The 25,576-nt window shown below is 68.5% G+C and carries 22 protein-coding genes and 1 pseudogene; 12 read left to right on the top strand and 11 right to left on the bottom strand.

Going from position 1 to position 25,576, the window contains the following annotated elements; genetic code table 11:
- Positions 1 to 137 precede the first annotated feature (137 nt).
- The 4 genes from ACSION_RS00195 to ACSION_RS00180 all read left to right on the top strand — a co-directional run bounded on the left by ACSION_RS00195 (position 138) and on the right by ACSION_RS00180 (position 4,688).
- Positions 138 to 2,015: a sigma-54-dependent Fis family transcriptional regulator gene (locus tag ACSION_RS00195; protein WP_435304328.1), complete on the top strand. Its 1,878-nt coding sequence runs from the start codon at positions 138 to 140 to the stop codon at positions 2,013 to 2,015.
- Positions 2,016 to 2,029: 14 nt separating this feature from the next.
- The gene (locus ACSION_RS00190) at positions 2,030 to 2,425 is read left to right on the top strand and encodes a DUF1801 domain-containing protein (protein WP_435304327.1); all 396 of its coding nucleotides are present in this window, start codon (positions 2,030 to 2,032) and stop codon (positions 2,423 to 2,425) included.
- 96 nt (positions 2,426 to 2,521) lie between these two features.
- Positions 2,522 to 2,884: an energy transducer TonB gene (locus tag ACSION_RS00185; protein ID WP_435304326.1), complete on the top strand. Its 363-nt coding sequence runs from the start codon at positions 2,522 to 2,524 to the stop codon at positions 2,882 to 2,884.
- An 88-nt stretch (positions 2,885 to 2,972) separates the two neighbouring features.
- Positions 2,973 to 4,688, top strand: coding sequence for a sensor domain-containing diguanylate cyclase (locus ACSION_RS00180; RefSeq protein ID WP_435304325.1), 1,716 nt, complete (start codon positions 2,973 to 2,975; stop codon positions 4,686 to 4,688).
- A 10-nt stretch (positions 4,689 to 4,698) separates the two neighbouring features.
- Here ACSION_RS00180 and ACSION_RS00175 read toward each other — a convergent pair whose 3' ends face one another.
- Entirely contained in the window at positions 4,699 to 5,478 is a 780-nt protein-coding gene (locus tag ACSION_RS00175; RefSeq protein WP_435304324.1) for a LytR/AlgR family response regulator transcription factor, read from the bottom strand.
- On the bottom strand, positions 5,475 to 6,581 hold the full coding sequence (locus ACSION_RS00170; protein ID WP_435304323.1) for a sensor histidine kinase: 1,107 nt from the start codon (positions 6,579 to 6,581) through the stop codon (positions 5,475 to 5,477). Before ACSION_RS00170 ends, ACSION_RS00175 begins: the two co-directional genes overlap by 4 nt.
- 202 nt (positions 6,582 to 6,783) lie before the next feature.
- Here ACSION_RS00170 and ACSION_RS00165 point away from each other — a divergent pair, with 202 nt between their 5' ends.
- Positions 6,784 to 7,179, top strand: coding sequence for a hypothetical protein (locus ACSION_RS00165; RefSeq protein WP_435304322.1), 396 nt, complete (start codon positions 6,784 to 6,786; stop codon positions 7,177 to 7,179).
- A gap of 7 nt (positions 7,180 to 7,186) precedes the next feature.
- Here the strand turns inward: ACSION_RS00165 and ACSION_RS00160 are convergent, their stop codons facing one another.
- Both ACSION_RS00160 and ACSION_RS00155 read right to left on the bottom strand, forming a co-directional pair.
- Complete coding sequence (locus tag ACSION_RS00160; RefSeq protein ID WP_435306625.1) at positions 7,187 to 9,892, bottom strand: bifunctional diguanylate cyclase/phosphodiesterase; 2,706 nt, start codon at positions 9,890 to 9,892, stop codon at positions 7,187 to 7,189.
- A gap of 224 nt (positions 9,893 to 10,116) precedes the next feature.
- On the bottom strand, positions 10,117 to 10,926 hold the full coding sequence (locus tag ACSION_RS00155; RefSeq protein WP_435304321.1) for a CHAD domain-containing protein: 810 nt from the start codon (positions 10,924 to 10,926) through the stop codon (positions 10,117 to 10,119).
- A 128-nt stretch (positions 10,927 to 11,054) separates the two neighbouring features.
- Here ACSION_RS00155 and ACSION_RS00150 point away from each other — a divergent pair, with 128 nt between their 5' ends.
- Positions 11,055 to 11,354, top strand: coding sequence for a hypothetical protein (locus ACSION_RS00150; protein WP_435304320.1), 300 nt, complete (start codon positions 11,055 to 11,057; stop codon positions 11,352 to 11,354).
- 85 nt (positions 11,355 to 11,439) lie between these two features.
- Positions 11,440 to 12,435, top strand: coding sequence for an alpha/beta hydrolase family protein (locus tag ACSION_RS00145; RefSeq protein WP_435304319.1), 996 nt, complete (start codon positions 11,440 to 11,442; stop codon positions 12,433 to 12,435).
- A gap of 1 nt (position 12,436) precedes the next feature.
- Here the strand turns inward: ACSION_RS00145 and ACSION_RS00140 are convergent, their stop codons facing one another.
- The 3 genes from ACSION_RS00140 to ACSION_RS00130 all read right to left on the bottom strand — a co-directional run bounded on the left by ACSION_RS00140 (position 12,437) and on the right by ACSION_RS00130 (position 14,549).
- On the bottom strand, positions 12,437 to 12,787 hold the full coding sequence (locus ACSION_RS00140) for a VOC family protein (RefSeq protein ID WP_435304318.1): 351 nt from the start codon (positions 12,785 to 12,787) through the stop codon (positions 12,437 to 12,439).
- A 70-nt stretch (positions 12,788 to 12,857) separates the two neighbouring features.
- Positions 12,858 to 13,568: a helix-turn-helix domain-containing protein gene (locus tag ACSION_RS00135; RefSeq protein WP_435304317.1), complete on the bottom strand. Its 711-nt coding sequence runs from the start codon at positions 13,566 to 13,568 to the stop codon at positions 12,858 to 12,860.
- Positions 13,569 to 13,580: 12 nt separating this feature from the next.
- A complete protein-coding gene (locus ACSION_RS00130) occupies positions 13,581 to 14,549 on the bottom strand; it encodes a LysR family transcriptional regulator (protein WP_435304316.1) in 969 nt (322 codons plus the stop codon).
- A 110-nt stretch (positions 14,550 to 14,659) separates the two neighbouring features.
- On the opposite strand from ACSION_RS00130, the gene aceB reads away from it, so the two are divergent.
- Together aceB and aceA are read left to right on the top strand one after the other, a co-directional pair.
- Entirely contained in the window at positions 14,660 to 16,291 is a 1,632-nt protein-coding gene (aceB, locus tag ACSION_RS00125) for a malate synthase A (protein WP_435304315.1), read from the top strand.
- Between the two features lie 65 nt (positions 16,292 to 16,356).
- Positions 16,357 to 17,691, top strand: coding sequence for an isocitrate lyase (gene aceA / locus ACSION_RS00120; protein WP_093488524.1), 1,335 nt, complete (start codon positions 16,357 to 16,359; stop codon positions 17,689 to 17,691).
- Between the two features lie 82 nt (positions 17,692 to 17,773).
- Here aceA and ACSION_RS00115 read toward each other — a convergent pair whose 3' ends face one another.
- The 3 genes and pseudogenes from ACSION_RS00115 to ubiK form a co-directional block, all read right to left on the bottom strand.
- Positions 17,774 to 19,834: a S9 family peptidase gene (locus tag ACSION_RS00115; protein WP_435304314.1), complete on the bottom strand. Its 2,061-nt coding sequence runs from the start codon at positions 19,832 to 19,834 to the stop codon at positions 17,774 to 17,776.
- Between the two features lie 109 nt (positions 19,835 to 19,943).
- Positions 19,944 to 21,449, bottom strand: a complete 1,506-nt coding sequence (locus tag ACSION_RS00110; RefSeq protein ID WP_435306624.1) for a YifB family Mg chelatase-like AAA ATPase — start codon at positions 21,447 to 21,449, stop codon at positions 19,944 to 19,946.
- Positions 21,447 to 21,723: pseudogene (gene ubiK / locus ACSION_RS00105) on the bottom strand (ubiquinone biosynthesis accessory factor UbiK); the annotation flags it as partial. The pseudogene ubiK and the gene ACSION_RS00110, both read right to left, overlap by 3 nt.
- A gap of 187 nt (positions 21,724 to 21,910) precedes the next feature.
- Here ubiK and ACSION_RS00100 point away from each other — a divergent pair.
- Both ACSION_RS00100 and ACSION_RS00095 read left to right on the top strand, forming a co-directional pair.
- A complete protein-coding gene (locus ACSION_RS00100; RefSeq protein WP_093488517.1) occupies positions 21,911 to 22,249 on the top strand; it encodes a P-II family nitrogen regulator in 339 nt (112 codons plus the stop codon).
- Positions 22,250 to 22,253: 4 nt separating this feature from the next.
- Complete coding sequence (locus tag ACSION_RS00095) at positions 22,254 to 22,616, top strand: DUF6404 family protein (protein ID WP_435304313.1); 363 nt, start codon at positions 22,254 to 22,256, stop codon at positions 22,614 to 22,616.
- A 79-nt stretch (positions 22,617 to 22,695) separates the two neighbouring features.
- On the opposite strand, the gene speE is transcribed toward ACSION_RS00095, so the two are convergent.
- Complete coding sequence (speE, locus tag ACSION_RS00090) at positions 22,696 to 23,553, bottom strand: polyamine aminopropyltransferase (protein WP_435304312.1); 858 nt, start codon at positions 23,551 to 23,553, stop codon at positions 22,696 to 22,698.
- Between the two features lie 128 nt (positions 23,554 to 23,681).
- On the opposite strand from speE, the gene speA reads away from it, so the two are divergent.
- Positions 23,682 to 25,571, top strand: coding sequence for an arginine decarboxylase (speA, locus tag ACSION_RS00085; protein WP_435304311.1), 1,890 nt, complete (start codon positions 23,682 to 23,684; stop codon positions 25,569 to 25,571).
- The last annotated feature ends 5 nt before the right edge of the window (positions 25,572 to 25,576 follow it).

Below are 25,576 nucleotides of genomic sequence, written 5' to 3'. Positions count from 1 at the left end.
ATGGCGCACGGGCATGGATTCCTGTGGCGGCGCAGCATAGAGGGGGATTGCGGGGTGTCGCGCGCTGTGGTGTGTATCGGGACAGCAGGTGGTTGCGCTGTCGCAAAATGCGACACATCGCCAGCGAGGACCGGACCATGGCGCGTGCACAGACGGGCAACGATGCGATCAGCGAAGCGCGACGTGCCTTCTTCGAGGCCGGCCGCACGCCGGTGGGCCAGGTGCCCGGCGCGATCCTGCAGTCGTGGCGGCGGTGTCGCGGCCTGGGGCTTGCGGCGAATGCGCGACCGGCGATCGAGCCGATCGATGCGCCGCGCCTGAGGATCATGCGCGAGCAGCACGAGCGGCTGTGGCGCTTGGCGCGCGCGGAAGTCGAGATGCTGGCCGCCGATGCCGCTGACACCGGCAGCATCGCCATCCTCACCGACGCGGATGGCTGGATCCTCGATGCCGAAGGCAGCGCCGCCTTCCTGGACAAGGCCGGCCGCGTGGCGCTGATGCCGGGCGCCTGCTGGAGCGAAGCGCGCGTGGGCACGAACGCCATCGGCACCGCGATCGCCGATGGCCTCGCGGTGGAAGTGCGCGGCGCCGAGCACTATGCCGCGCCGCACCGCATCCTCAACTGCGCCGCGTCGCCGATCTTCGATCCGCAGGGCCGCATGGTCGGGGTGCTCGACATTTCCGGCGATGCGTCGGTGGCGCAGGTGCATGCGCTGGGGCTGGCGCAGATGGCGGTGGCGAACATCGAGCACCGCTACTTCGACGAAGGCATCGCCGATGCCGACCTGCTGCGCGTGCACAGCAATCGCGCGCTGCTGGGCACCGCACGCGAAGGCCTGCTGGCCTTCCGCAACGGGCGGCTGGTGGCGGCCAACCGCGTGGGCCTGGCGCTGTTCGGGCTGGAACGCGGCGACCTGGGGCGCGCCTCCTACGAAGCGCTGTTCGATGGCGCGGTGTCGCGACTGCGCGACGACGGCGCGCTCCACGACCGCAGCGGACGCGTGCTGTACGGCCATGTCGACGAACCCACCCGTGCCCGTCGCGCGCGCGCGGCCACGCCCATCACCGTTTCACCTGCGACGTCGTCGCGCGATGCCGATGCGCCGTTGTTCGATGAAGCGCAGCGCGACGAGCTGGTGCGCGCCTGCCGGGTGCTGGATGCCGGCATCCCCGTGCTGGTGCTCGGCGAGACGGGCACGGGCAAGGAGGTGTTCTCGCGCGAGCTGCATCGCCTGTGCGCGCGCGCGGGCAAACCCTTCGTCGCAGTGAACTGCGCGGCGCTGCCGGAGGGCCTGATCGAGGCGGAGTTGTTCGGCTACGAAAGCGGCGCCTTCACCGGCGCCCGCAAGGACGGCAGCCAGGGCCTGCTCCGCCAGGCCGATGGTGGCGTGCTGTTCCTCGATGAGATCGGCGACATGCCGATGGCGTTGCAGCCGCGACTGCTGCGCGTGCTGCAGGATCGCGAGCTGTCGCCGCTCGGCGGCGGCCGGCCGGTGAAGCTGGACTTCGCGCTCGTCTGCGCCACCCACCGCCACCTGGAGGAGGCGGTCGCGGAAGGACGGTTCCGCGCCGACCTGTACTACCGCATCTCGCACCACATCGTGACGCTGCCATCGCTGCGCGAGCAGCCCGCGCGCGACGCGCTGGTGCGGACGCTGTGGGAGCGCATCGGCCAGGGACGCCAGTTGACGCCGGCCGCGCGCGACGCGCTGGCGCAGTACGGTTGGCCGGGCAACCTGCGGCAGCTGGTCGCCAGCCTGCGGACCCTCGCGGCCCTGAGCGAACCGGGCAGCGACGTCGGCCTGGATGCGCTGCCCGCCTACCTCCGCACGCGCATGGCACCGATGCCCCGCCTGCTCGCGCCGCTCGACGCGGACCTCGACGCCATCACGCTGGCCAGCATGCGGGCGGCGGTGGAGGCTTGCGGCGGCAACATCGCGCGGGCGGCGCGGCAGCTGGGCATCAGCCGCAGCACGTTGTACCGTCGCCTCGGCGCCGATCCGCGCGTCCTCTAGCCCCGGGAGCGCCGATGCCTGTGAAGAAGTCCACCGCACCCGCCGATGTCGACGCGTTCCTCATCGCGCTGGCGCATCCGCAGGACGTCGTCATCCAGCAGCTGCGTGCGGTGATCCGCGCCGCCGATCCGCGTATCGCAGAAGACATCAAGTGGAATGCCCCGAGCTTCCACATCGAGGGTCGGCACTTCGCCACGATGCAACTGCGAAAGTCCGACAGCGTGCTGTTGGTGCTGCATCTCGGCGCAGGCAAGCGCGCGCTGCCGAAGGGTGCGATCGCGGATCCGGTAGGGCTGTTGACCTGGCTGGGCGCCGATCGGGCGACGTTGACGTTCGCCGGTCCGGGAGATGTCGAGGCGCGTGGCGACGCCTTGCAGGCGGTGGTGCGGCAATGGGTGGCGCATGTCTAGTCGCCGCGCGGCGCGCGCGATCTTCGCTGCCCGTCGATGCGGCATCTCTGCGGGGCGTGCTACAACGCTCGCCAGCCCATGGGAAAAGGACGTCGGATGCGATACGCGCTGCTGATTGCCCTCTTGTTCCTGCCCGTAGTCGCGGCGGCGGGACCGGCAGAGGTGCCGCCCGAGGTCCTGGCGCGGCAGACCTGCCAGGAACATGTCGTCGAACCGGCGAAGGCCACGCCGGCCGACTTCCCCAAGGTGTCGGGGGAGTACAACGCCTACGTCATCATCGACTACCGCCTGGATGGGTCGGGACGCGCGGTCGATCCGCGGATCGTCGAGGCGCGCCCACGGCGGGGTTTCGACGACTACGCCCTGCGAATGCTGGAACGGACCCGGTTTGCACCGGGCGTACAGGCGCAGTGCACGGAAGTCCGCACGATCAGCAAGCTGCGCCGCAGCGGCCGGTAGGGCCCAACGCGCACACCTGCGCAGAATTTGGCATCGAAATAGTGGATAGTGCGCCGCAGTACCCGGACCGCGCTGCCGCCGCACCTGCATGACCGACACCACCCCGCCCACCGGCCGCGTCCCGCGTCCCCCGTCGCTGAGACGACAGTTCGCGCGCGCGGTGGTGCTGGCGGCACTGCTTCCCGCCGCGGTGCTGGGCGTGGTCGAACAGGTGCGTTCCTACCGGGCGGAGCAGCACCACCTCGGTGAGCGCCTGGAAGTGAGCACGATGCTCAGTGCCACGGCGGTGAACGACTTCGTCGACATGCACCAGGCGGGCGTCGCCCTGGTGGCCTCGATGAGCGGCAAGGACACCGACTGGCCGGCGCAACTGGCGGAGCTGCGCCGGCGCTATCCCGGCTTCAGCAGCGTGCTGGTGACCGATGCGCTGGGCAATGTCCAAGCGTCGCAGCCGGTGCCACCGCGTGCGCCGGCCATCAACGTGGCCGACCGTGAGTATTTCCGGATGCCTCGCGACAGCGGCGCGCCGTTCGTCTCCGATGCGTTCCGCGGCCGCCGCCTGAGCAACGATCCGCTTGTCGCCGTCTCGGCGCCATGGCACCTGGACGGCGCCTTTGCCGGCGTGGTGCAGGGCTCCATTCGTGTCGACGCCTTCACCGGGCCCCGGGTCGCGGCCATGCGCCGCCGCGGCGTGGAGATGCTGCTGCTCGACCGCGAGTTGCGCGTGATCCGTGCGACCGAGGGATTGCAGTACCGCTTCCAGCAACCGCTCGCGGATACGCCGCTGCTGGCCGGTGCGGGGCAAGGCGCACGCGAGACCGAGTCGCGCAGGCTGCACGGCGTGATGGCGGACGGACGCGCGGCCTGGGTCTCGCAGGCGAAGCTGACCTCGGGTTGGACCCTCGTGCTGGTGGTGCCCGACGATATGCTGGTGAGCACGGTGCGCAGCCGGGCACTGGCGACGGCGGGCCTGCTGGTGCTGATCGCGGCCGGCGTGTGGTTCGCCTACGCCTGGCAGATGCGTCGCCTCGATGGTGCGCTCGCGCAGCTGTCCGATGCGTTACATGCGCTGGCCGTGCACCGGCGCCCCAGCGCGACGGCGCCGCTGCCCGAAGAATTCGAACCGGTAGGTCGTGCGGTCGGCGAGCTGGCCGACCAGCTGGAAGTGGCGCATGAGGATCTCCAGCGCTCGTTGGCCGACCAGAGTGCGCTGGCGCTGTCGCTGCAGCGCACGCTGGAACGCCGCGAGCAGGAGATCGACCGCCGCACCGCCGAACTCCGCCAGGCCAATGCCGAACTGGACCGGCTCAACCGTACCGATCCGCTGACCGGCTGCCTCAACCGCCGCGGCCTGCAGCACAAGCTGTCGCTGGTCAGCGACGAAGCCGGGCAGCTCACGGTGGACATGACCGTCATCGCGATCGACGTGGACCACTTCAAGGCCTACAACGACCGCTACGGCCACGCGGCCGGCGACAGTGCGTTGCGGCGCGTGGCCGGCGTCGTCGGCGGCCTGCTGCGGCACCCGCAGGACGCGGTGGCGCGCATGGGCGGCGAGGAGTTCCTGGTAGTGCTGCCGGACACCGATGCCGCCGTGTCGGCGCGCGTGGCCGAGCGCGTCCGTGCCGCCGTGCACGCGTTGGGCATTCCACACGAAGACTCGCCATGGGGCGTGGTGACGGTGAGCATCGGCTGGGTGCGCACCGCGCCGGGCGAGGACTATGCCCAGGCCTTCCTGATCGCGGATGAAGCGCTGTACCGCGCGAAGCACGCCGGCCGCAATCGGGTGGAAACCGAAGAGTAACCGGCGCGCGTCACGTCGTCGGTCGTGGCCCCACCAGCTTCAGGAAGGCTTCGTGCTGATAGCGGCTCATGCGCAGCTGCTGTCCGCTGTCCAGGGTGATGACGTGGTGGCCGTTGAACCACGGCTGGATGTCGCGGATCCGGCGCACGTTGACGATGGCGGAACGATGCACGCGGGCGAAGTGGCGCGGGTCCAGCCGTGCGGCCAGTGCGGCCATCGTCTCGCGCAGCTCGTGCACGCGGCCAGCCAGGTGCAGCAGCACGGTGTTGCCGTTGGCGCGGATCCAGACGATGTCGTCCACGTCCACCAGCACGACCTTCTCGTCCTCGCGCACGGGGATGCGGGTGGCGTAGTCGTCGCGCTGGCGCAGGGTTTCCAGCGTCTGCAGGATGCGCGCGGTGGCATCGGCATCGGCGCCTTCGCGGACCGTCAGCCGTTGGCGCGCGCGCCGCAGGGTTTCCTGGAAGCGTTCACGGCTGAAGGGTTTGACCAGATAGTCCACCGCATGCGCTTCGAAGGCGCGCACCGCGTAGTGCTCGTAGGCGGTGACGAAAATCGTCGCCGGCATGCGCGCCGCCCCGATCGTGGCGACCACGTCCAGGCCGGTGATGGCCGGCATCTGGATGTCGAGGAACACGAGGTCCGGCGACAGCGCGCGGATCGCCTCCACCGCGGACACGCCGTCGCCGCATTCGCCGACGATCTCCAGGTCCTCCGCGTCGCGCAAATGGCGGACCACCGCATGCCGCGCGATCGGCTCGTCGTCGACCACCAGCACGCGCACGCTCATGCCGGGACATGCTCCGGTGCATCGTCGTCCTGCGCGAGTTCGTGGAAGGGCACGCGCAGGCGGCAGGCGACACCGCGCGGGACCATCGCGTCCAGGCGCAGGTCGGCGTTGTCGCCATACAGTTCGCGCAGCCGCAGTCGCGTGTTCGCCATGCCGATGCCGTGCCCACCATCGCTGGGCTGGCCCAGCGTGCTGTTGCCGTTGCGCACTTCGATCAGCAGTTGGCCGCCCTCGCGGCGGCAGTCGATCTCGACGCGGTCCTCGCCGACGTTGCGGCCGATGCCGTGGCGGATCGCGTTCTCGACCAGCGGCTGCAGCACTAGGCTGGGCACCGCGGCGTCGAGCGTATCCGGCGCCACGTAGATGCGGGTCTCCAGGCGGTCCTTGAAGCGCCGGCGCTGGATACCCAGGTAGAGCTCGAGCAATTCCAGTTCGCGCCGCAGCGAGATCTCCTGGCCGTCGTAGTCCTCCAGGAACGCGCGCAGCAGCTCACTCAGTTTCAGCAGCATGTCTTCCGCCGACAGCGTGTCTTCGTCCAGCAGGGTGACGATGGCATGCAGCGTGTTGAACAGGAAATGCGGCTGCAGTTGGGTCTTGAGGACCTGCAGACGCGATTGTGCGAGTTCGGTGGCGAGCTGGCTGGCCTCCAGTTCGCGCCGGGCCTTCTCGGCGTGGAACTGGATGGCCTGCTGGATGGCGAACAGCAGCCAGTAGGTCAGCAGGCCGATGGCGAAATGCTGCTCCAGGAAGTATCCCAGCTGCTCGAAGAAGCCGCTGGGTTCGAACAGCGTGGAAACCAATGCGCCGATCATCATCGCGACGAACGTCGTGCACAGGCTGGCCACCAGCTGCTTGCCCAGTCCGCGGAAGCGCATCGTGTCGCGTATCGGATAACGCTCGGCCAGTCGGAACACGACCGGCGCCAGCGCCGCCCAGGTGTACCACTGGATCAAGGACCAGCGGATCAGATCCCAGAGCGGCCAGTTGGGACGGTGCAGGCCGTTGTTGAGTTTCGTCTGCAGGGTGAACAGCAGCGCGACCGCCGTCCACAGGCCGAGATAGCGGAACAGGCCGATCTCGAGGGTGCCCAGTCGGATCTTCATGCGTGGTGTCCCGGAAGGTGGGGGCATCCTAGGCCGGGGTTCCGCGCGTGGGAAGCGTCATGCGCGCATGGCTACGATTCGGCCCGGCGCAACGACGATTCATCCCGAATCCGTTGCCGGCATGGCGCGGGCGGCGCGAGATGCGGCCATCCGCCGAGCCCGCGAGGCTTCCGGCGGATCCCCTTCCCAACGGAGATTCGCCATGCGCCCCCTGTCGATCCGCTTCGCCCTCGTCGCCGCTTTGTTGCCCGCCGCCGCCATCGCCCACGCCGAGGACGTGTCGCGCGTGCACTACCTGGACATCGTCAACCGCGCCCACGAGCGCCTGGTCGCGATTTCGGCCGCGCCCGTCGGCGGCGAGCCGGTGGCCGTCGCACTCGGCGAGGACCTGCAGGGCGGCGGCAATGCGGCCACCGTGCGACTGCCCGTGCAGGCCTGCGTGCAGGACTTGAAGTTGGCATTCGGCAATGGCCAGCAAGTGCTGTATCCGGCCGTGGATGTGTGTGCGCATCGCGGGCTGACGATCCTGCCCGGACACGCTCGCCGGATGACGGCGGAGGAGCTGCAAAAGCAGCAGCGCGTCGCGCGCGGGGATTGAACGCGCGTCAGCGCACCACGCTGAGCCGGCGCGGCGGATGTTCGTCGCGCTGGTACAGCACGCGTTCGGGCCGGTGCAGCGCGAAGCCTTGGCCGTAGTCCACGCCCAGCGAGCGCAGCGATTCGCACAGCTGCGGGCTGCTGACCCACTCGGCCACCACCTTCAGTCCGCGCTGATGGCCGATCTGGGCGATGGCGCTGACGATGGTGCGGCTCATCGGTTCGGTTTCGAGGTCGCGGATGAAGCTGCCGTCGATCTTGATCAGGTCGACCGGCAGGTTCTTCAGGTAGCCGAACGAGGACATGCCCGCGCCGAAATCGTCCAGTGCGATGCGGCAGCCGGCGCGACGCAGGCGTTCGATGACGTTGACGACCTTCAACAGGTTGCGCACCGCGACCGTTTCGGTGATCTCGAAACACAGCGTGTGCGCGGGCACGGCGTACTCGGTGATGCGGGCCAGGATGAAATCCGCCAAGCCGTCGTCCTCGATGCTCGCGCCGGACAGGTTGATGGCGCAGGTGCCCAGGCGCATGCCGGAGTGGTGCAACTGCGCGAAGTGCGCCAATGCGTTGCGGATCACCCAGCGATCGATCGCCGGCATCAGGCCGTAGCGCTCGGCGGCCGGCAGGAACGCGCCGGGCAGCACCACGCCGCCATCCTCGTCGCGCAGCCGCAGCAGCAACTCGATGCTGGTGGCGGTATCGCTGCCGTCGAGCGGGACGATCTCCTGGTAGTCCAGCAGCAGGCGGTCCTGCTCCACCGCCCAGCGCAGGCGGCTGGCCCATTCCATCTCGCCCTGGCGGCGCGTGGTCTCGTTGTCCTGGCGGTAGACGTGCACGCGGTTGCGGCCGTTCTCCTTGGCCAGGTAGCAGGCGGTGTCCGCCCACGCCAGCAGGTCCTTCAGGGTCGGTTCCTGCTGGTCGACGACGACCACGCCGATGCTCGCGCTGACGGTGTAGGTGCGGTCCTGCCAGACGAACATCAACGCTTCGATGCATTCGCGCAGGCGTTCGGCCAGCGCATGCGCGCCCTCGGCATCCACATGGAACGCCATCAGGCCGAATTCGTCGCCGCCCAGCCGTGCGAGTACGTCGCCGCCGCGCAGCTGGTGGCGCATCGCCAGCGCGAGTTGGGCGAGCAGCTGGTCGCCGGCCATGTGGCCGGAGACGTCGTTGATCAGCTTGAACTGGTCCAGGTCGATGTAGAGCAGCGCGCACGGATCGGTCTGCACGCGGCCCTTGCGTTCGTGCAGCGCTTCTTCCACGCGGCGTTCGAACTCGCGGCGGTTGCACAGCTCGGTGAGCGCGTCGTGCGTGGCCTGGTAGCTCAGGCGCTCGGTCAGTTCGCGCTGCTCAGAAATGTCGGTGGCGACCATCAGCAGGTGGGCCTGGCCTTCCATGTCCACCTGCGAAATGGAGGCGCTGGCCCAGAACGCGTCGCCGCCGGGGCTGAGCAACACGGCTTCCAGGTTGCCCCAGTCGGTGCCGATGGCATCGGCGTCGCGCGCACGGTGCTGCAACTGGGGATCGGAGAACAGCGCTGACAGCGGTAGCCCGGTGGGGTCGCCCAGGCGCAGGCGTGCGGCCTGGTTGGCGTAGACGATGCGCCCGTCGCGCGCGTGGGCCAGCAGGACCAGCGCGGGCAGCAGTTCGTTGAGCGTGCGGAAACGCAGTTCGCTTTCGCGGTAGCGCGCGCTCATCTGCGCGCCCAGCGCGACGGCGCGACGGCGGGTGGTGGTCAGCGACCACACCAGCGCCGACAACAACAGGCTGATGACGCCGCCGCCGACGAGGATGGCCTGCAGCCGGCCCAGGTCCAGCGGCTGTGGGCGCGGCAGCAGTTCCACGCGCCACTGGCGACCGCCGAAATCCAGGCGACGCACCTGCATGGCCAATCCCGCTTCCACCTCGGTACCGGCGTCGTAGAACGGATGGGGATCCGCGGTGGCGTCGCTGATGCGCACCCGGAAGCCGTCCAGCACAGGACCGGCCAGTGCGCTTTCCACCATCGGCTCCAGGCGGATGCCGATGGCCAGCGCGCCCAGTTCGCGCGTGCGGCGCTGGTTGGGCGTCGTCGGCGTGGGTCCGTGCGAGTACACCGGCAGGCGCAGGGTCACGCCCAGCGGGTTGTGGCCGGCGGGCGTGGTCTGGCGCAGGGCGAACGGCGCGGAGACCACCACCGCGTCGGTGTCGCGGGCCTGCAGCAGGGCCGACAGGTTCGCCTTCTGGGTGACCATGTCGAAGCCGATCAGCGTCGTGTTGGCTTCGTACGGTGCGACGTAGGCGTAGCGGTAGGAGACGTGGTCGGCCAGCGGTTGCCCGGCCGGTTCGCGTCGCGCGAACGCGATCGAGGTGTACGAACCCGGCTGCAACGGGCTGCGCAGGCTGGCGTGGTACTGGCTGAAGCGCGCCTGGTCCATCTGGTCGTTGGACAGGAACACCGTCTGCATCGCGCGCAGCATCGAGGCGGCCTGTTCCAGCGGCACGCGAAGGCGGGCAATGCCGGCGTCGGCCAGTGCGCTGCGATGCTCCTCGGCGCGGTCCTGCAGGTCGTCCCATTCGCGGTGCGCCACGAATGCGGTGCACAGCAGACCCGCCAGCAGCACGGCCGCCGCCCAGGCCATCGGCGGCAGGCCGAGGCGGCGGTCGGGCGTCCCCGGTGTCGCCGCGTTGGCGTGCCCGGGGGGCGTGGGGGTGGCTTCCACCAGCGGCATTCCTGCGTTGAAGGGGACGGCCATCCAGGGCGGTGCCGATCCCGGTGAAGGGATGCAGGCATCGTGCCAATCCGCCGATGTATCGAAAGCACGGACGTGTGGGGCGTGCCCCGCACGCCGGTCCTTCACCGGACGGAAGTCGGATGGACCGTATGGGTCACTATCGGCCCTGCCTGCGCCATCTTGACCATGACGCTTGCTTCATCGCGTTTACGTAAAGCGGGTTACGCGAGCGGATGTATCGGAGACGGGCGGGCCATGCGCCTTCGCGTGGCGACCGGCCAGGCATGCACCGGCGGCGCTGGCTCGAGCGCGGTCAGCGAGCGCTGCAGCAAGGCGAGGTCCTGCAAGGCGCCGAGCTGGTCGACGAGCCCGGCGATGTCGCGCGACGCGACCGCCACGCCGTGCGTGGACACCCGCAGCCGCTTCAGCGCGTTCAGCTGCATGCGCAGGCGACGCGACTTGCGGCGCAGATCATGGAGATCATCAAGGTCGCCGCTGTCCAGCGCGAACTCCTGGGCTCGCTGCTGGCGGCGCACCGAGCGCGCCAGGCCGTGGCGGAGATCGTCGGCATGGAGCCGGTGCCACGGCAGCGCACGCAGCCGTTCCGCCTGGCGATGCGCCTGCGCCTGCCGGCGCATGAAGCCCGGATCGTCGGCGAGCGCCTCGGCCACGCGGTGTTCCTGCTGGTGGGCCAGCAGGGGCGTGAGCGCGCCCCAGCTCGCCGCCTCGTCGGCGCCGGCGGCATGGCGTGCGCAATCGTGGGCGGTATCCAGCACGACCTGGCCGTCGCGCAACGCGGACAAGCCCTTCGCCAGGCTCTTCAGTGCGGCATCGACCGGCTGCACGTCGGACTTTCCGAGTGCGGGACGCACCAGCGAGAGGAGCGAGCGCAGTCGACGGATGCTCTTGCGGGCCTCATGCACGCCCGCCGCGGTTGCCGGCGCTGCGGCCAAGGCCTCGGCCAGCACCTGGATCTCGTCGGCGGCGAGCGCGGCGACGCGCTTGCCGGTTCGGGAGGAGGCTCCGGGCATCGGCACGCTCCGGGGAGGGGAGTCGAGAGTCTACGGCGTCGCGCCGTGCCCGCCGTCGCGACATCGCTGAACAGACCACCGCCGGTCGGAAAACGAACGCTTGGCGCCAGCGGAACGAAAAGGTATAAATGATTTATACGATTTTCGGGGGCGCCATGGTCAAGCAGAAGAAGTCGGGCGATGCCGCGCCGATGGAAAGCCTGGGCAAGCCCGCCAAGCTGGTCCGCGACAGCTTCACGATGCCGGCCGACGATTTCGCGCTGGTGGACGTGATGAAGGCGCGCGCGCTGCAGGCGCAGCGGCCGGCGAAGAAAAGCGAACTGCTGCGCGCGGGCTTGCATGCGCTGTCCGCGCTGTCGCCGCAGGCCCTGGCCAAGGCGCTGGATGCGCTGGCGCCGGTCAAGGCCGGACGCCCGAAGAAGAAATAGACGCCGCGTCCGCGCGGCGAAACCGAACCGTCTTGCGTATGCGCTCTCTCGCGCGTGCGGTTGCCCCGTCCCGGATGTGTTGCCGATGAACGTTGCTGCTGTCCTTCGCCGTCGCCGCGTGGCGATCCTGTTGTCCCTGCTACTGCTGGCGCCGGTGCTGGTGGCGTGGTCGCACGTGCACACGCGTGGCGATGCCGTCGTGGAAGCGCAGGCGGGCTATCGCGTGCAGGACCTGGACTGGGTGGATCCCGCGCGCGGACGCGCGGTGCCGGTGAAGCTGTTCTGGCCGGATGCAGCACGCCGCGGCAAGGTGCCGCTGGTGGTGTTTTCGCATGGCATCGGCAGCGCGCGCGACGGCTACACCTACCTGGGGCGCTACTGGGCGAAGCACGGCATCGCCAGCCTCCACGTGCAGCATGTCGGCAGCGACCGCACGCTGTGGGAAGGCAATCCTTTCACGCTGGTATCCCGCTTCCAGCACGCGGCGGGAGACGCCGAAGCCATCGATCGCGTCCGCGATCAGCGCTTCGCCCTCGATCGCGTGCTCGCGGGCGAATGGGGCGCGAGTATCGATCCCGCGCGCATCATCGCGGCCGGGCATTCGTACGGCGCCAACACCACGCTGATGTCCGCCGGCGCGCGGGTGGTGCGCCATGGGCAGGCGATCCAGCTACGCGATCCGCGCATCCGTGCGGCGATCGTGATCTCCGCGCCGCCGTTCTATGGCGACCAGGATTTCCGCCCGATCCTGTCGGGCATCACCGTCCCCACGCTGCACGTCACCACGGCCGACGACATCATCCGCATTCCCGGCTTCGGGTCGGGCGTGGACGACCGGCTCAAGGTGTTTGACGCCATCGGCGGCGCGCACAAGGTGCTGGCGGTCTACCGGCATGGCACCCACAACGTGTTCACCGATCATCGTTATTTCGATTCGCGCGAGGTCAGCGAGGACGTGAAACGGGCTACCGAATCGCTGTCGCTGGCCTTCATCGACGGCACGTTCGAGGGTTCGCCCGTCGAGCTCGCGCAGTGGCGGGCCAGCCACCGCGCGCTGCTGGCGCGCTACGAGACCCGTTGATTCAGGTCGCCGACCACACGGCCAGTTCGTAGCCGTCGGGATCGGTGAACTGGAAGCGTCGTCCGCCGGGGAAGGCGAAGATCGGCTTCGTGATGCGCCCGCCGGCGGCCTCGACCTTCGCCAGGCTGTCTTCCAGCGCCGTCGAATACAGCACGACCAGCGCACCGCCCGGCTGCGCCGCGTCGTGGGTGAACCCACCGGTCAGCCGACCATCGCGGAACTCGCAATAGTCCGGGCCGTAGTCCTGGAACGTCCAGCCGAACGCGTCGCCATAGAACGCCTTCGAGGCGGCGATGGAGGCGACGTTGAACTCGATGTAATCGATGCGATGGTGCTGGTCGGCGGTGCTCATGGTGGGTGTCCGTGGAGGAGGCCGTCAGTCTGGCCGAGTCCGTGCGCCCTGTCTTGGCGAAATCGGACAGTCAGTCCGCGACCTCTGCTAGCAATTGGGTGGGCGTGAGGCCGGTGAGCCGGCGCGCATCGCCCGCCAGCTGCGCGGCGTCGTAGTAGCCCGCGTCGAGCGCGGCGTCCAGCAGGTTGGCGTGGCGATGCCGATGCTGCAGGAAGCGTTGCAGTCGCAGGATGCGCGCCAGCAGCTTCGGTCCGTAGCCGAACGCCTCGTCGCACCGGCGCAGCAGGGTGCGTTCGGTGAGGCCGAGATCGCGCGCGAGCTGCGCGACCGAGTCGGGCTGCGGGCACGAGAGTCGCGCATGCACGGCCTGCATCGCGCGGTCGCGAGGCGGCGTGTCGACCAGGATGCGCTCGGCGAGCCACGCCATCGCATCGCCCTCGCGCTCCGCCATGCGGTCGGCCAGTGCGCTCAGGCGCGGACGGCCGAGGTCGCGCACGTCTATGCGCTGGTCGGCGAGGGCATGCAGGGGAACGCCCATCCAGCGTGCGGCGGCGGTCGGCGCGAATCGCAGGCCCTGCAACCGTCGGCCCGGCGCGACATGCGCGTACTGCGCCTGCGTATCCGGTCCGGCGATGCTCAGGCGCGCGCCATCCCATAGCAGGTCCACGCAGGCATCGGGCAGGACCAGCGCGGGCGCGGCGTGCGCGCCCTGCACGTAGTCCCAGCGGCAGAGCAGGGGCAGGCCGGGGGCAAGGTCGTGTTGTCGGTAACGGCCGCTCATGGAGGCAGGGCGTCAGCGTTCGGAATGGCCGCTCTCATCGTAATCGCGGCGCTCGAACAGGTGGGGCTGGATCAGTTCGATGAAGGCGCGCGCCTGCGGTGAGAGGAACTTGCCCTTGCGCACCACCACGCCATAGCTGCGCGACGGAAACCATTGCGCCAGCGAGCGCGCGGCGAGCCGGTCGCGGTCGGCGTCGGTCAGGCAGATCGACGCGATGATCGAAATGCCCATGCCCATGCTGACGTACTGCTTGATCACTTCCCAGCCGCCCACTTCCAGCGCGACGGTGTAGGGCACGCGTGCCTGCTGGAACACCAGGTCCAGCAGCCGGTAGGTGATCAGCCGTTTCGGCGGCAGGATCAGGCCATGGGGCGAGAGATCTTCCAGCCGCAGGTCGCGCTTCTTCGCCAGCGGATGGTCGGGCGGTGTGATCAGCATCGGCTCGAAGCGGTAGACCGGCGCGTAGCTGAGATCGGCGGGCACATCGAGCACGGAGCCCACTGCCAGGTCCACGGCATCCGAGCGCAGCAGGTCGGTGCCGTCGGCGGTGGCGGCGTTGTGCAGGGTCAGCTTCACGTCCGGGTGTTCCTGGCGGAAGTGCTCCACGATCTTCGGCAGCAGGTAGAGGATGGTCGAGCTGTTGGCCGCCACGTTCAGTTCGCCGGCTTCCAGCCCGCTGACCTTTTCCCGGAACGTCGCGTCCAGTCCGTCCAGGCCTGCCACCAGCGGCTGCGCCAGTTCGTACAGCACCTGGCCTTCCCGGCTGGGGGTCAGACGGCGCCCGCTGCGCTCGAACAGGGTGATCCCCAGGTCCCGTTCCAGTGCCTGCAGTTGCAGGGTGATGGCGGGCTGGCTGACGAAAAGCGCCTCCGCGGCCCGCGACACCGACCCCAAACGGACCGTCTGGCAGAAGGCGCGCAGCGGCTTCAACCGGTCGGATTTGTAGGGAAATCGCGGAGTTGGCGCTTCTTTAGAGCTCACGTTCTAGTCAATTATAAGCCAGGCTTATTTAGTGCATTGACAAAACTGTTTTGTCAAATAATTCGACGCGGGAGCACTGTGCGTCTCCAGCAAGACGCCAGGAGACGCCCATGTCCGCCACCGCTTTCGCCCTGCCGCCGCGCGATCCCCGCGCCGACCGCCCCACCCCCGGCATCGCCCTGACCGCCAACGTGGCGGGCCAGGACGCCCTGCTGCCGCCCGGCGCGCTGGCCCTGCTCGTCTCGCTGCATCGTGCGATCGAACCGGAGCGCCAGGCCCGGTTGGCGGCCCGTCGGTCGCGACAGGCCTTCTTCGATGCGGGCGGCCTGCCCGATTTCCGCGAGGACACCCGCAGCATCCGCGAGGGCGACTGGGCCGTCGCCCCGGTCCCGGCCGCCCTGCAGGACCGCCGGGTGGAGATCACCGGCCCGGTCGACCCGAAGATGGTCATCAACGCGCTGAACTCGGGCGCGAAGGTGTTCATGGCCGACTTCGAGGATTCCACCTCGCCGACCTGGCAGAACCTGCTGACCGGCCAGCGCGCGCTGGTCGGCGCCGTGCAGGGCGATCTCGAGTTCACCTCCGACGCCGGCAAGCACTACACGCTGAAGCCGCAGAACGAGCAGGCCGTGCTGCTGGTGCGCCCGCGTGGCTGGCACCTGGACGAAAAGCACGTGCTGATCGATGGCGCGCCGATCGCGGGTGGGTTGTTCGACATCGCCGTGTTCGCCTGGCACAACGCCCGCGCGCTGCAGGCCCGCGAACGCGGTCCGTACTTCTACCTGCCCAAGCTGCAGAGCATGGAAGAAGCCGCGCTGTGGGAAACCACGCTGTCGCACATCGAAGCCGCACTGGGCCTGCCGCACGGGCAGATGAAGGTCACCGTGCTGATCGAAACGCTGCCGGCCGTGTTCGAGATGCACGAGATCCTGCACGCGCTGCGCGACCGCATCGTCGGCCTGAACTGCGGCCGCTGGGACTACATCTTTTCCTACCTGAAGACCTTCCGCCGCCACGCCGACAAGGTGCTGCCCGAGCGCGGCCAGGTGACGATGACGCAGCCGTTCCTGAAGGCGTATTCGGAACTGCTGATCCAGACCTGCCATCGCCGCGGCGCCCATGCGATGGGTGGCATGGCGGCGCAGATCCCGATCAGCAACGACGAGGCCGCGAACGAACAGGCGCTGGCCCGCGTGCGCGCCGACAAGTTGCGCGAAGTCACCGCCGGGCACGACGGCACGTGGGTGGCGCACCCGGCGCTGATTCCGGTCGCGAAGACGATCTTCGACGAACACATGCCGCAGCCGAACCAACGCAGCGTGCAGCGCGAGGACGTGGCGGTCACGCGCGACGACCTGATCCGTCCGTCCACCGGCACCATCACGCGTGCCGGCTTCGAGGGCAACGTGGAAGTCTGCGTGCGCTACCTGGCCGCGTGGCTCGATGGCAACGGCTGCGTGCCGATCCATTGGCTGATGGAAGACGCCGCCACCGCCGAGATCTCGCGCACGCAGATCTGGCAGTGGCTGCACACCGCCGACGTGCACCTGTGCGACGGCACCCAGATCGATTACGCGCTGCTGCAGCGCACGCTGGCCGCCTTGCCCGCGAAGCTGGGCGACCACGCGCGGCTGCCCGGTGGCGAGCGCATCTCCGAAGCCATCGCCCTGCTCGACCACCTGAGCCGCGCCGACGAGCTGGCCGATTTCCTGACCTTGCCCGCGTACGACCGCATCGACTGACGCATCGACTGACGCATCGACCGACCACCCCGACCACGACGCCTTGCGACGAAAGAGAGCCCGCCATGAGCACCAAGCAACAGCAGATCGACGCCATCCAGAAAGACTGGGACAGCAATCCGCGCTGGACCGGCGTGAAGCGCGACTACGCCGCCGCCGACGTCGTCCGCCTGCGCGGCAGCCTGCAGCCGGAATACACCCTGGCCCGCCGCGGCGCCGAGAGGCTGTGGAAGCTCGTCAACGGCGAAGCCAAGAAAGGCTACGTCAACGCGTTCGGCGCGATCAGCGCGGGCCAGGCGATGCAGCAGGCCAAGGCCGGCCTGGAGGCCGTCTACCTGTCCGGCTGGCAGGTGGCCGCCGACGGCAACACCTCCGAGACCATGTACCCCGACCAGTCGCTGTATGCGTACGACTCGGTGCCGACGATGGTCCGCCGCATCAACAACACGTTCCAGCGCGCCGACGAGATCCAGTGGAAGAACATCTGCGACGGCAAGGCGAACGAAGCCGACGCGATCGATTTCTTCCTGCCGATCGTCGCCGACGGCGAGGCCGGCTTCGGTGGCGTGCTGAACGCCTACGAGCTGATGAAGAACATGATCGTCGCCGGCGCCGCGGGCGTGCACTTCGAAGACCAGCTGGCCGCAGTGAAGAAGTGCGGGCACATGGGCGGCAAGGTGCTGGTGCCCACGCAGGAAGCCGTGCAGAAGCTGCAGGCCGCGCGCCTGGCCGCCGACGTGCTGGGCGTGCCGACCATCGTGCTGGCGCGCACCGATGCCGAAGCCGCCAACCTGCTGACCTCGGATTTCGATGCCAACGACCAGCCCTTCGTCACCGGCCAGCGCACCGCGGAAGGCTTCTACCGGGTGAAGAACGGCCTGGAGCAGGCGATCAGCCGCGGCATCGCCTACGCGCCGTACGCCGATCTGGTGTGGTGCGAAACCGGCACGCCGGACATCGGCTTCGCCCGCGAATTCGCCCAAGCGGTGCACGCCAAGCATCCGGGCAAGCTGCTGTCGTACAACTGCTCGCCCAGCTTCAACTGGAAGAAGAACCTGGACGATGCGCAGATCGCCCGCTTCCAGGACGAGCTGTCGGCGCTGGGCTACAAGTACCAGTTCATCACCCTGGCCGGTATCCACATCAACTGGTTCAACACCTTCAAGTTCGCGCACGACTATGCGCGCGGCGAGGGCATGAAGCATTACGTCGAGCAGGTGCAGGAAGCCGAGTTCGCCGCACGCGAGAAGGGCTACACCTTCGTCTCGCACCAGCAGGAAGTCGGCGCCGGTTACTTCGACGACGTCACCACCGTCATCCAGGGCGGCAGCTCCAGCGTCACCGCGCTGAAGGGATCCACTGAGGAAGAGCAGTTCTACGAAAAGGAAAAGGCGGCCTGATTGCCGCCCGCAGGGATGCATACGAAGAAACGCCGGCTTGCGCCGGCGTTTCTCGTTTCTGGCAGGGCGGGAAGCAGCAGGCTTACTTCTTCACTTCCTGCGTGTGCCGCTTCAGCGCCTCGGACAGGCCGAGGACGCCATCGGCGCCGGTCGGCACGCTGATGCTGGAGCCCGTCAGGTCATTGCCGATCTGTTCGGCACGACCGCCCAGGCACTGGGCGAGGAAGCCTTCTGCCACGGCGTTGAACGCCTTGTTGTTCTCCGGCCGCGCGAAGCCGTGGCCTTCATCGGGGAACAATACGTAGGTCACCGGGATCTTCTTCGCCGTCATCGCCTTGACGATCTGGTCACTCTCGGCCTGCTTCACGCGCGGGTCGTTCGCGCCCTGGCCGATCAGCAGCGGCTTCTTGATCTGGTCGGCACGGGTCAGCGGCGAGCGTTCGGTCAGCCACGCCTTGCCGGCGTCGGTGCGCGGGTCGCCCATGCGCTTGGCGAGCTGTTCGAAGAAACTGGCCCAATACGGCGGCACGGTGCTGAGCAAGGTGTTGAGGTTGGACGGGCCGACGATGTCCACGCCACAGGCGAACGCGTCCGGCGTGAACGTCAGGCCGGCCAGCGTGGCGTAACCGCCGTAGCTGCCGCCCATGATCGCGACCTGGTCCTGCGTGGTCACGCCCTGTTTGACCGCCCACTGCACGGCGTCGATCAGGTCGTCGTGCATCTTGCCGGCCCACTCGCCGTTGCCGGCGTTGGTGAAGTCCTTGCCGAAGCCGGTGGAGCCACGGAAGTTGACCGACAGCACCGCGTAACCACGGTTGGCCAGCCACTGGTTGTAGCCGCCGTAGCCGTAGGAATCGCGTGCCCACGGACCGCCGTGGATCAGCAGCACCATTGGCACCGGCGCATCGGCCTTGCCGTCGTTGTTCGCATCGGCACTGCGCGGCAGGGTCAGGTAGCTGACCAGCGTCTTGTTGTCGCGCGAGGCGATCTCCACCGGCCACTGCGGCACCAGCGGCTTGCCTTCCAGCTTCGGGCGCGCGGAGAACAACTTGGTCAGCGTGCCGGCCGGACGGTCGTAGCGGTAGTAGACCAGCGGGGCTTCGGCGGCGGAGTAGGCGATGATCCAGGTCTTGTCGTCCAGCGTACGCGTGTTGACGGACACGTCGCCCGGGCCGATGGCTTCCAGCTTCTCCAGGTCGGCACGGATCGACGGATCGACTACCTTCCACTCGTCGCGCAGGTAGTCCACCGACACGGCCTGGACCTTGCCGGTGGCCGGATCCGCCAGGCTGCCGCCGACGTCGGCGCGTGCATCTTCCAGCACCAGCGTGCGCTTGCCGCTGGCCACGTCCACCGCGAACAGCGCGGCGGTATTGCGGCCGCGCGAATCGGTGAAGTACAGCGTCTTGCCGTCCAGCGTCAGGCCGCCGGGGCTGGTGGTCAGGACGTCTTCGAACGGAATGTCATCGAACTTCTCCCAGCCGCCGTTGGCACCGCGCTTCAGCACGTCGGCGCCGCCGTCGGGACGCGAGCGCTGGGCGTACTTGAGGGTGTAATCGGCATCGGCGATGTAGCCGGCGATCTGCGCGTCGTTCTTCTCCAGCAGCGTGCGTGCGCCACTGGCGAGGTCGACCTTGTAGACGTCGTGCCACTGCGCGTCGCGGTCGTTCATGCCGACCAGGATCGTGCCGGGGTGCTTCGGGCTCAGGCCGGCGACCTGCGCGGTGGTTTTCGGGAACGGCGTCAGGTCCTTTGCCTGACCGGTCTTCAGGTCGACGGCGTACAGGTGGAAGTCCTCGTCGCCGCCGCTGTCGCGGAGGTACAGCAGCGTGTCGGGGTTGTAAGACCAGAAATAACTGCGGATGCCGCGCGCCTTGTCCTGGGTGACGGCCTTGGCCTGCGCAGGATCGTTGGCGGGGGCCACCCAGACATTGAGCACGCCGTCGACGGCGGCGACCCAGCTGAGGTATTTGCCGTCGGGACTGAGCTGCACGTTGGCGCGTTCGGGATTGCCGAACAGCGCATCGCGCGCGATCAGTTCGGTACCGGCGATGCGGTCGGCGGCGGATGGCGCCGCCTGTGCGGCGAGGGCGAACGCGACGGTCGAGGCCAGTAGCGTGAGGCGGAATGCAGTGTGGCGCATGGACGGACTCCAGGGTGGCAAGGAGGAAGGGACAGCGGACAGGACGTCCGCAGGCGCGATGTGTGACCCGAGTAGATCACACCCCTCCTTCCTCCGCCGTGGCCGGAGGTCATGCTGCGCTGCCGCGATCCAATCCCCGGTAGCCCAGAGCTTCGGTCAGGTGTGGCGTGCCGATGGCCTCGCTGTCGGCGAGGTCGGCGATCGTGCGCGCCACCCGCAGGATGCGGTGCAGACTGCGCGCGGATAGTTGCAAGCGTTCGACGGCGCGCTCCAGCAAGGCCTGGTCACGGGCCTGCAGGCGGCAGTGCGCCATCGTCTCCGCCTGGCCCATCCGTGCGTTCGGTTTCCCGCAACGGCCCATTTGCCGCGCGCGGGCGTCGACCACGCGCGCCTGCACGGCCGCCGTGCTCTCGCCGTCGGGTGCATCGGGTCGCAGATCCTGGGGTGGAAGGCGCGGCACATGGACATGCAGGTCGATGCGGTCCAGCAACGGGCCGGACACGCGGCTTCGATAGCGGCGCACCAGGTCTGGCCCACAGCGACAGCGACCACTGGGATCGCCTGCCCACCCGCACGGGCACGGATTCATTGCAGCGACCAGCTGGAACCGCGCGGGAAACTCCGCGGTCCGCGCGGCACGCGAGACGGTGACGGTTCCCGATTCCAGCGGCTCGCGCAGCACTTCGAGTGCGGCGCGATTCCATTCCGGGAGTTCGTCGAGAAAGAGGACACCGTGGTGCGCCAGCGAGATCTCGCCGGGACGTGGTTGCGCGCCACCACCGACCAGTGCCACCGCACTGGCCGTGTGATGGGGCGAACGGTAGGGGCGCTGGCGCCAGCGTGCCGGATCCAGGCCACGACCGCTGACCGACGCGATGGCGGCGGCTTCCATCGCCTCGGTGTCGTTGGCTTCGGGCAGCAGTCCGGGCAGGCGCGAGGCCAGCAGGGTCTTGCCGCAGCCCGGGGAGCCGATCAGCAGCAGGTGGTGCCCGCCCGCCGCGGCGACTTCGAGCGCGCGGCGTGCATGCGCCTGTCCGCGCACGTCGGCCATGTCGGGGATGGTGGGGGGAAGCGTCGGCGGTGCCACGGCGTCGGGCAGGGTCTTCCGGCCTTCGAGCTGCGCGCAGACCTCGAGCAGAGTGCGCGCCGTCAGTGCCCGGCCCTGGTGTGCCAGCGCCGCTTCGGCGCCGCTGGGTTCCGGTACGACCAGGGTGCGCCCACACGCGGCGACCGCCAACGCGGCGGGCAGCACACCGTCCACCGCGCGCAGCTCGCCGGTCAGGCTGAGCTCGCCGAGGAATTCGTAGTCCGCCAAGGCCTCCCGCCGGATTTGCCCGCTGGCGGCGAGGATGCCGAGCGCGATCGGGAGGTCGAAACGCCCGCCGTCCTTAGGGAGATCCGCCGGGGCGAGGTTGACGGTGATGCGCCGCGTCGGGAATTCGAACTGCGCGCACAGGATCGCGGCACGCACGCGGTCCCGCGCCTCGCGTACGGCGGCTTCGGGCAGGCCGACGATCTGCGTGGACGGCAATCCGCCGGACAGGTGGACTTCGACACGCACCGGGGGCGCGGACACACCCGCCCGTGCCCGGCTGTGCACCAGGGCCAGACTCATGGCGGCGGGGTCAGGACTGGGCGGGCTTGTCGGCCAGCTGGGCTTCCAGCGTGGCGACGGTGCGCTCGAGCGTTTCCAGCTTTTCGCGGGTGCGCAGCAGGACGGCCTGCTGCACGTCGAACTCCTCGCGGGTCACCAGGTCCAGCTTGGCCAGGCCTGCCTGCAGGGCGGACTTGAAGGTCTGTTGCAGTTCTTCCTGCGAATCACGCAGGCCGGGCGGCACCAGCTGGCTGAGGCGGCGGGCGAGGTCGTCGATGTGGTTGAGGTCGATCATGGCGGTCTCCGGCAGTGCACCGAGCTTGCGAGGGCCGTCGACGGCAGGCCATCGGCGTTCGCTGCGCAGCGTTGTCGGAAATGTCCGAGCGGCGAGGCGCCCATTGAACCGCGAGACCGCACCGCGTCGCAACCGCACGCGGCCGCGTCGCGTTATCCTGCAGGCAGCATCGACGGGAGGAAGCTGCATGAAAATGGTCATGGCCATCATCAAGCCGTTCAAGCTGGATGACGTGCGCGAAGCGCTGGCCGAAGCCGGGATCGCCGGCATCACGGTCACCGAGGTGAAGGGCTTCGGCCGGCAGAAGGGCCATACCGAGCTCTACCGCGGCGCCGAGTACGTGGTGGATTTCCTGCCCAAGGTGAAGCTGGAAGTCGCGGTGACCGATGAGCAGGCCGAGCAGGTCGTCGAAGCCATCGTGAAGGCCGCCGGCACCGGCAAGATCGGCGACGGCAAGGTGTTCGTCTACGACCTGGAGCGCGTGGTCCGGATACGCACGGGCGAACTCGACGCTGACGCGCTCTAAGCCCATGACCGAATCCCCATTCGATGCGCGACTGCAACATGCGCTGGCCTTCATCGAGGCGAAGGGAGTCCGTCGCAGCACGGCGGCGCCACCGATCTATCGCCTGTTCTGGAGGTTGGGCTGGCAGGTGCCGCCGCCGCTCATGGCGGGGTTCTTCTCCGTCGCGTTGTTGATGGGCAGTTTCTTCGGCGTGTTCTGGGGTCTGGCGATGTGGCTGCTGATGTGGGGCCGCGCCGGCATGCCGGTGCCGATGGTTGCCGCGATCGCATTGCTGGCGGGTGTTTCGTTCGGCCTGATCATGGCGGCGATTCTGCGCGCGCAGGCGCAGAACAAAGGCATCCCGGCGTGGAAGGATTTCTCGCCCTAAGCGGCTCCATCGTGCAAACAGGACACAAAGAAAAAAGGCCCCGCAATGCGGGGCCCTTTCGTCAATCGCGGCGAGCGGCTTACTCGCCCAGCGCCTTCGCTACGAACGGCGGCGCCACCAGCACGCCGGTGTGCAGGTGCGCGGTGTAGTAGAGCGTGTCGAAAGGCTTGGCTGCCGCGTCTGCCTGGCGGAACGCGAAGTCCGCGCCGGCCTGCTTGCTGGCCACGGTGACGCTCCACCAGCCGGTCGGGTAGCACGGCTGCGGGAACGGTAGCGTCTTGAACGACTGGAAGCCGGCTTTGCCCATCTCCGCGCGCATGTCCTTGATCAGGTCCAGCAGCGCGAGCGGCGACTCCGACTGCTGCACCAGCAGGCCGTCCGGCTTAAGCGCGCGGTAGCAGCTCTCGAAGAACGCTTTGTTGAACAGGCCCTCCGCCGGGCCCACCGGGTCGGTCGAATCGACGATGACCACGTCGACGCTGCCGGGTTCGCAGTTGGCCATGTACGCCACGCCGTCGTCGAACAGCAGTTCGGCGCGCGGGTCGTTGTTGGACTCGCACAACTCGGGGAAATACTTCTCCGCCATGCGCGTGACCTGCTCGTCGATGTCGCACTGCGTGGCCTTCTCTACGCCCGGGTGCTTCAGCACCTCGCGCAGCGTGCCGCAGTCGCCGCCGCCGATGATCACCACGCGCTTCGGCGCGGCGTGGGTGAACAGCACCGGGTGGGCGATCATCTCGTGGTAGAAGAAGTTGTCCTTCGTCGTCAGCATCATCGCGCCGTCGATGACCATCAACTTGCCCCAGTCGGTGCTGTCGTAGATCTCGATCTTCTGGAACGGCGACTGCACTTCGTCCAGCTTGGCGGTGGTGCGGAAGCCGATGGCCGAGCCGGTGTGCTCGAAGTGTTCGATGAACCAGGTGTCGTTGGCGGTCATGGGGCGGTCCTGCATGAAGGGAAAGTCAACGGCGGCAGGGCCTGCCGCCGCGGCGCCGCATTGTAACGGACCCATGTGACCGCAGCCTGTAGAATGCGCCTCCGTTCGCCCCACCCCTGGAAACCGCCATGTCCTGGTCCACCGACCGCGCCCGTACGACCTACTCCATCCCGCACTGGGCGGAAGGGTATTTCGACGTGGACGCCGCCGGCCGCATCGTCGTCTCGCCGAAGGGTGCGCAGGGTCCGCAGATCCCGCTGCCGGAGGTGGTGGAAGCCGCCAGGACGCAGGGCGCCCAGCTGCCGCTGCTGGTGCGCTTCCCGGACATCCTTGGCGACCGCCTCGGCAAGCTGCAGGCCGCGTTCGCGCAGGCGCAGGCCGACTGGGACTACAAGGGCGGCTACACCGCGGTGTATCCGATCAAGGTCAACCAGCATCGTGGCGTCGCAGGCACGCTGGCCTCGCACGCGGGCGATGGCTTCGGCCTGGAGGCCGGCAGCAAGCCGGAACTGATGGCGGTACTGGCGCTATCGCGTCCGGGCGGGTTGATCGTCTGCAACGGTTACAAGGATCGTGAGTACATCCGCCTGGCGCTGATCGGCCGCAAGCTGGGCCTGCAGACCTTCATCGTCATCGAGAAGCCGTCGGAACTGGCGCTGGTCATCGAGGAGTCCCGCAAGCTGGGCGTGAAGCCCGGCCTGGGTGTGCGCATGCGTCTTGCCACGCTGGGCGCGGGCAAGTGGCAGAACAGCGGTGGCGACAAGGCCAAGTTCGGCCTGTCGCCGCGGCAGGTGCTCGACCTGTGGAAGCAGCTGCGTGAGGCCGGTCTTCAGGACACGCTGGGCCTGCTGCATTTCCACATGGGTTCGCAGATCAGCAACGTGCGCGACATTGCGAACGGCATGCGCGAGGCGACCCGCTACTTCGTCGAACTGTCGAAGCTGGGCGCGACCATCAGCCACGTCGACGTCGGCGGCGGCCTGGGCATCGATTACGAAGGGACGCGTTCGCGCAGCTACTGCTCGATCAACTACGGCATCGGCCAGTACGCCAGCAACATCGTGCAGCCGTTGGCCGAGGCGTGCGAGCAGCATGGCCTGACGCCGCCGCGCATCGTCACCGAGTGCGGCCGTGCGATGACCGCGCACCACGCGGTGTTGGTGGTCAACGTGTCGGAAGTCGAGCAGGCGCCGGAAGGCCGCGTGCCGCCCGCACACGACGACGAGCCGGTGGTGATCCGCCACCTGCGCGAGATCCACGGCGAGTTGGACACGCGGCCGGCCGTGGAGCTCTTCCACGAAGCGCAGCACCACCACAGCGAAGGCCTGTCGCTGTACGCGCTGGGCCAGATCGACCTGGTCCACCGCGCGCGCATCGACGACCTGTTCTACGCGATCGCGCACGCCGTGCGTGGCCGCCTGAGCAGCGACGAGCGCAGCCATCGCGATCTGCTGGACGAGCTCAACGAGCGCCTCGTCGACAAATACTTCGTCAACTTCAGCGTGTTCGAATCGATCCCCGACGTGTGGGCCATCGACCAGGTGTTCCCGATCGTGCCGATCGAACGCCTCGACGAAGCGCCGTCGCGGCGCGGCATCATCGCCGACATGACGTGCGATTCGGATGGCATGGTCAAGACCTACGTCGAGAACGAAGGGCTGGACTCCTCGCTGCCGCTGCATGCGATGAAGCCTGGCGAAAGCTACCGCCTGGGCATCTTCCTGGTCGGTGCCTACCAGGAAATCCTCGGCGACATCCACAACCTGTTCGGTGACACCGATGCGGTGGAAGTCAGCGCGGACGCCGGTACCGGCTACTTGCTCACCCAGCAGCGCCGCGGCGACACCACCGACGTCATGCTCGATTACGTGGGCTACAAGCTGGAAGACCTGCGCGCGGCCTACCGCACGCGCGTGGAAGAGGCGAAGTTGCCCGCGGATGAGGCCGTGGTGCTGGCCGATGCGCTGGAAGCCGGTTTGACCGGCTACACCTATCTGTCGGACGAACCGCTGGGCTGAGTCTG

It is taken from the genome of Pseudoxanthomonas sp. LjRoot125 (assembly GCF_964252705.1).
GTDB lineage: Bacteria > Pseudomonadota > Gammaproteobacteria > Xanthomonadales > Xanthomonadaceae > Pseudoxanthomonas_A.
This window is presented reverse-complemented; position numbering and strand designations above follow the sequence as displayed.

Bases quoted from the DNA above. Each gene is read 5' to 3' on its own strand.
- ACSION_RS00110 (WP_435306624.1), bottom strand. From the start codon at position 21,449: ATGAGTCTGGCCCTGGTGCACAGCCGGGCACGGGCGGGTGTGTCCGCG.
- ACSION_RS00140 (WP_435304318.1), bottom strand. From the start codon at position 12,787: ATGAGCACCGCCGACCAGCACCATCGCATCGATTACATCGAGTTCAAC.
- speE (WP_435304312.1), bottom strand. From the start codon at position 23,553: ATGACCGCCAACGACACCTGGTTCATCGAACACTTCGAGCACACCGGC.
- ACSION_RS00170 (WP_435304323.1), bottom strand. From the start codon at position 6,581: ATGAAGATCCGACTGGGCACCCTCGAGATCGGCCTGTTCCGCTATCTC.
- ACSION_RS00145 (WP_435304319.1), top strand. From the start codon at position 11,440: ATGAACGTTGCTGCTGTCCTTCGCCGTCGCCGCGTGGCGATCCTGTTG.
- ACSION_RS00135 (WP_435304317.1), bottom strand. From the start codon at position 13,568: ATGAGCGGCCGTTACCGACAACACGACCTTGCCCCCGGCCTGCCCCTG.
- ACSION_RS00175 (WP_435304324.1), bottom strand. From the start codon at position 5,478: ATGAGCGTGCGCGTGCTGGTGGTCGACGACGAGCCGATCGCGCGGCAT.
- ACSION_RS00150 (WP_435304320.1), top strand. From the start codon at position 11,055: ATGATTTATACGATTTTCGGGGGCGCCATGGTCAAGCAGAAGAAGTCG.
- speA (WP_435304311.1), top strand. From the start codon at position 23,682: ATGTCCTGGTCCACCGACCGCGCCCGTACGACCTACTCCATCCCGCAC.
- ACSION_RS00115 (WP_435304314.1), bottom strand. From the start codon at position 19,834: ATGCGCCACACTGCATTCCGCCTCACGCTACTGGCCTCGACCGTCGCG.
- ACSION_RS00155 (WP_435304321.1), bottom strand. From the start codon at position 10,926: ATGCCCGGAGCCTCCTCCCGAACCGGCAAGCGCGTCGCCGCGCTCGCC.
- ACSION_RS00190 (WP_435304327.1), top strand. From the start codon at position 2,030: ATGCCTGTGAAGAAGTCCACCGCACCCGCCGATGTCGACGCGTTCCTC.
- ACSION_RS00195 (WP_435304328.1), top strand. From the start codon at position 138: ATGGCGCGTGCACAGACGGGCAACGATGCGATCAGCGAAGCGCGACGT.
- ACSION_RS00095 (WP_435304313.1), top strand. From the start codon at position 22,254: ATGACCGAATCCCCATTCGATGCGCGACTGCAACATGCGCTGGCCTTC.
- ACSION_RS00185 (WP_435304326.1), top strand. From the start codon at position 2,522: ATGCGATACGCGCTGCTGATTGCCCTCTTGTTCCTGCCCGTAGTCGCG.
- aceA (WP_093488524.1), top strand. From the start codon at position 16,357: ATGAGCACCAAGCAACAGCAGATCGACGCCATCCAGAAAGACTGGGAC.
- aceB (WP_435304315.1), top strand. From the start codon at position 14,660: ATGTCCGCCACCGCTTTCGCCCTGCCGCCGCGCGATCCCCGCGCCGAC.
- ACSION_RS00160 (WP_435306625.1), bottom strand. From the start codon at position 9,892: ATGCCGCTGGTGGAAGCCACCCCCACGCCCCCCGGGCACGCCAACGCG.
- ACSION_RS00100 (WP_093488517.1), top strand. From the start codon at position 21,911: ATGAAAATGGTCATGGCCATCATCAAGCCGTTCAAGCTGGATGACGTG.
- ACSION_RS00180 (WP_435304325.1), top strand. From the start codon at position 2,973: ATGACCGACACCACCCCGCCCACCGGCCGCGTCCCGCGTCCCCCGTCG.
- ACSION_RS00165 (WP_435304322.1), top strand. From the start codon at position 6,784: ATGCGCCCCCTGTCGATCCGCTTCGCCCTCGTCGCCGCTTTGTTGCCC.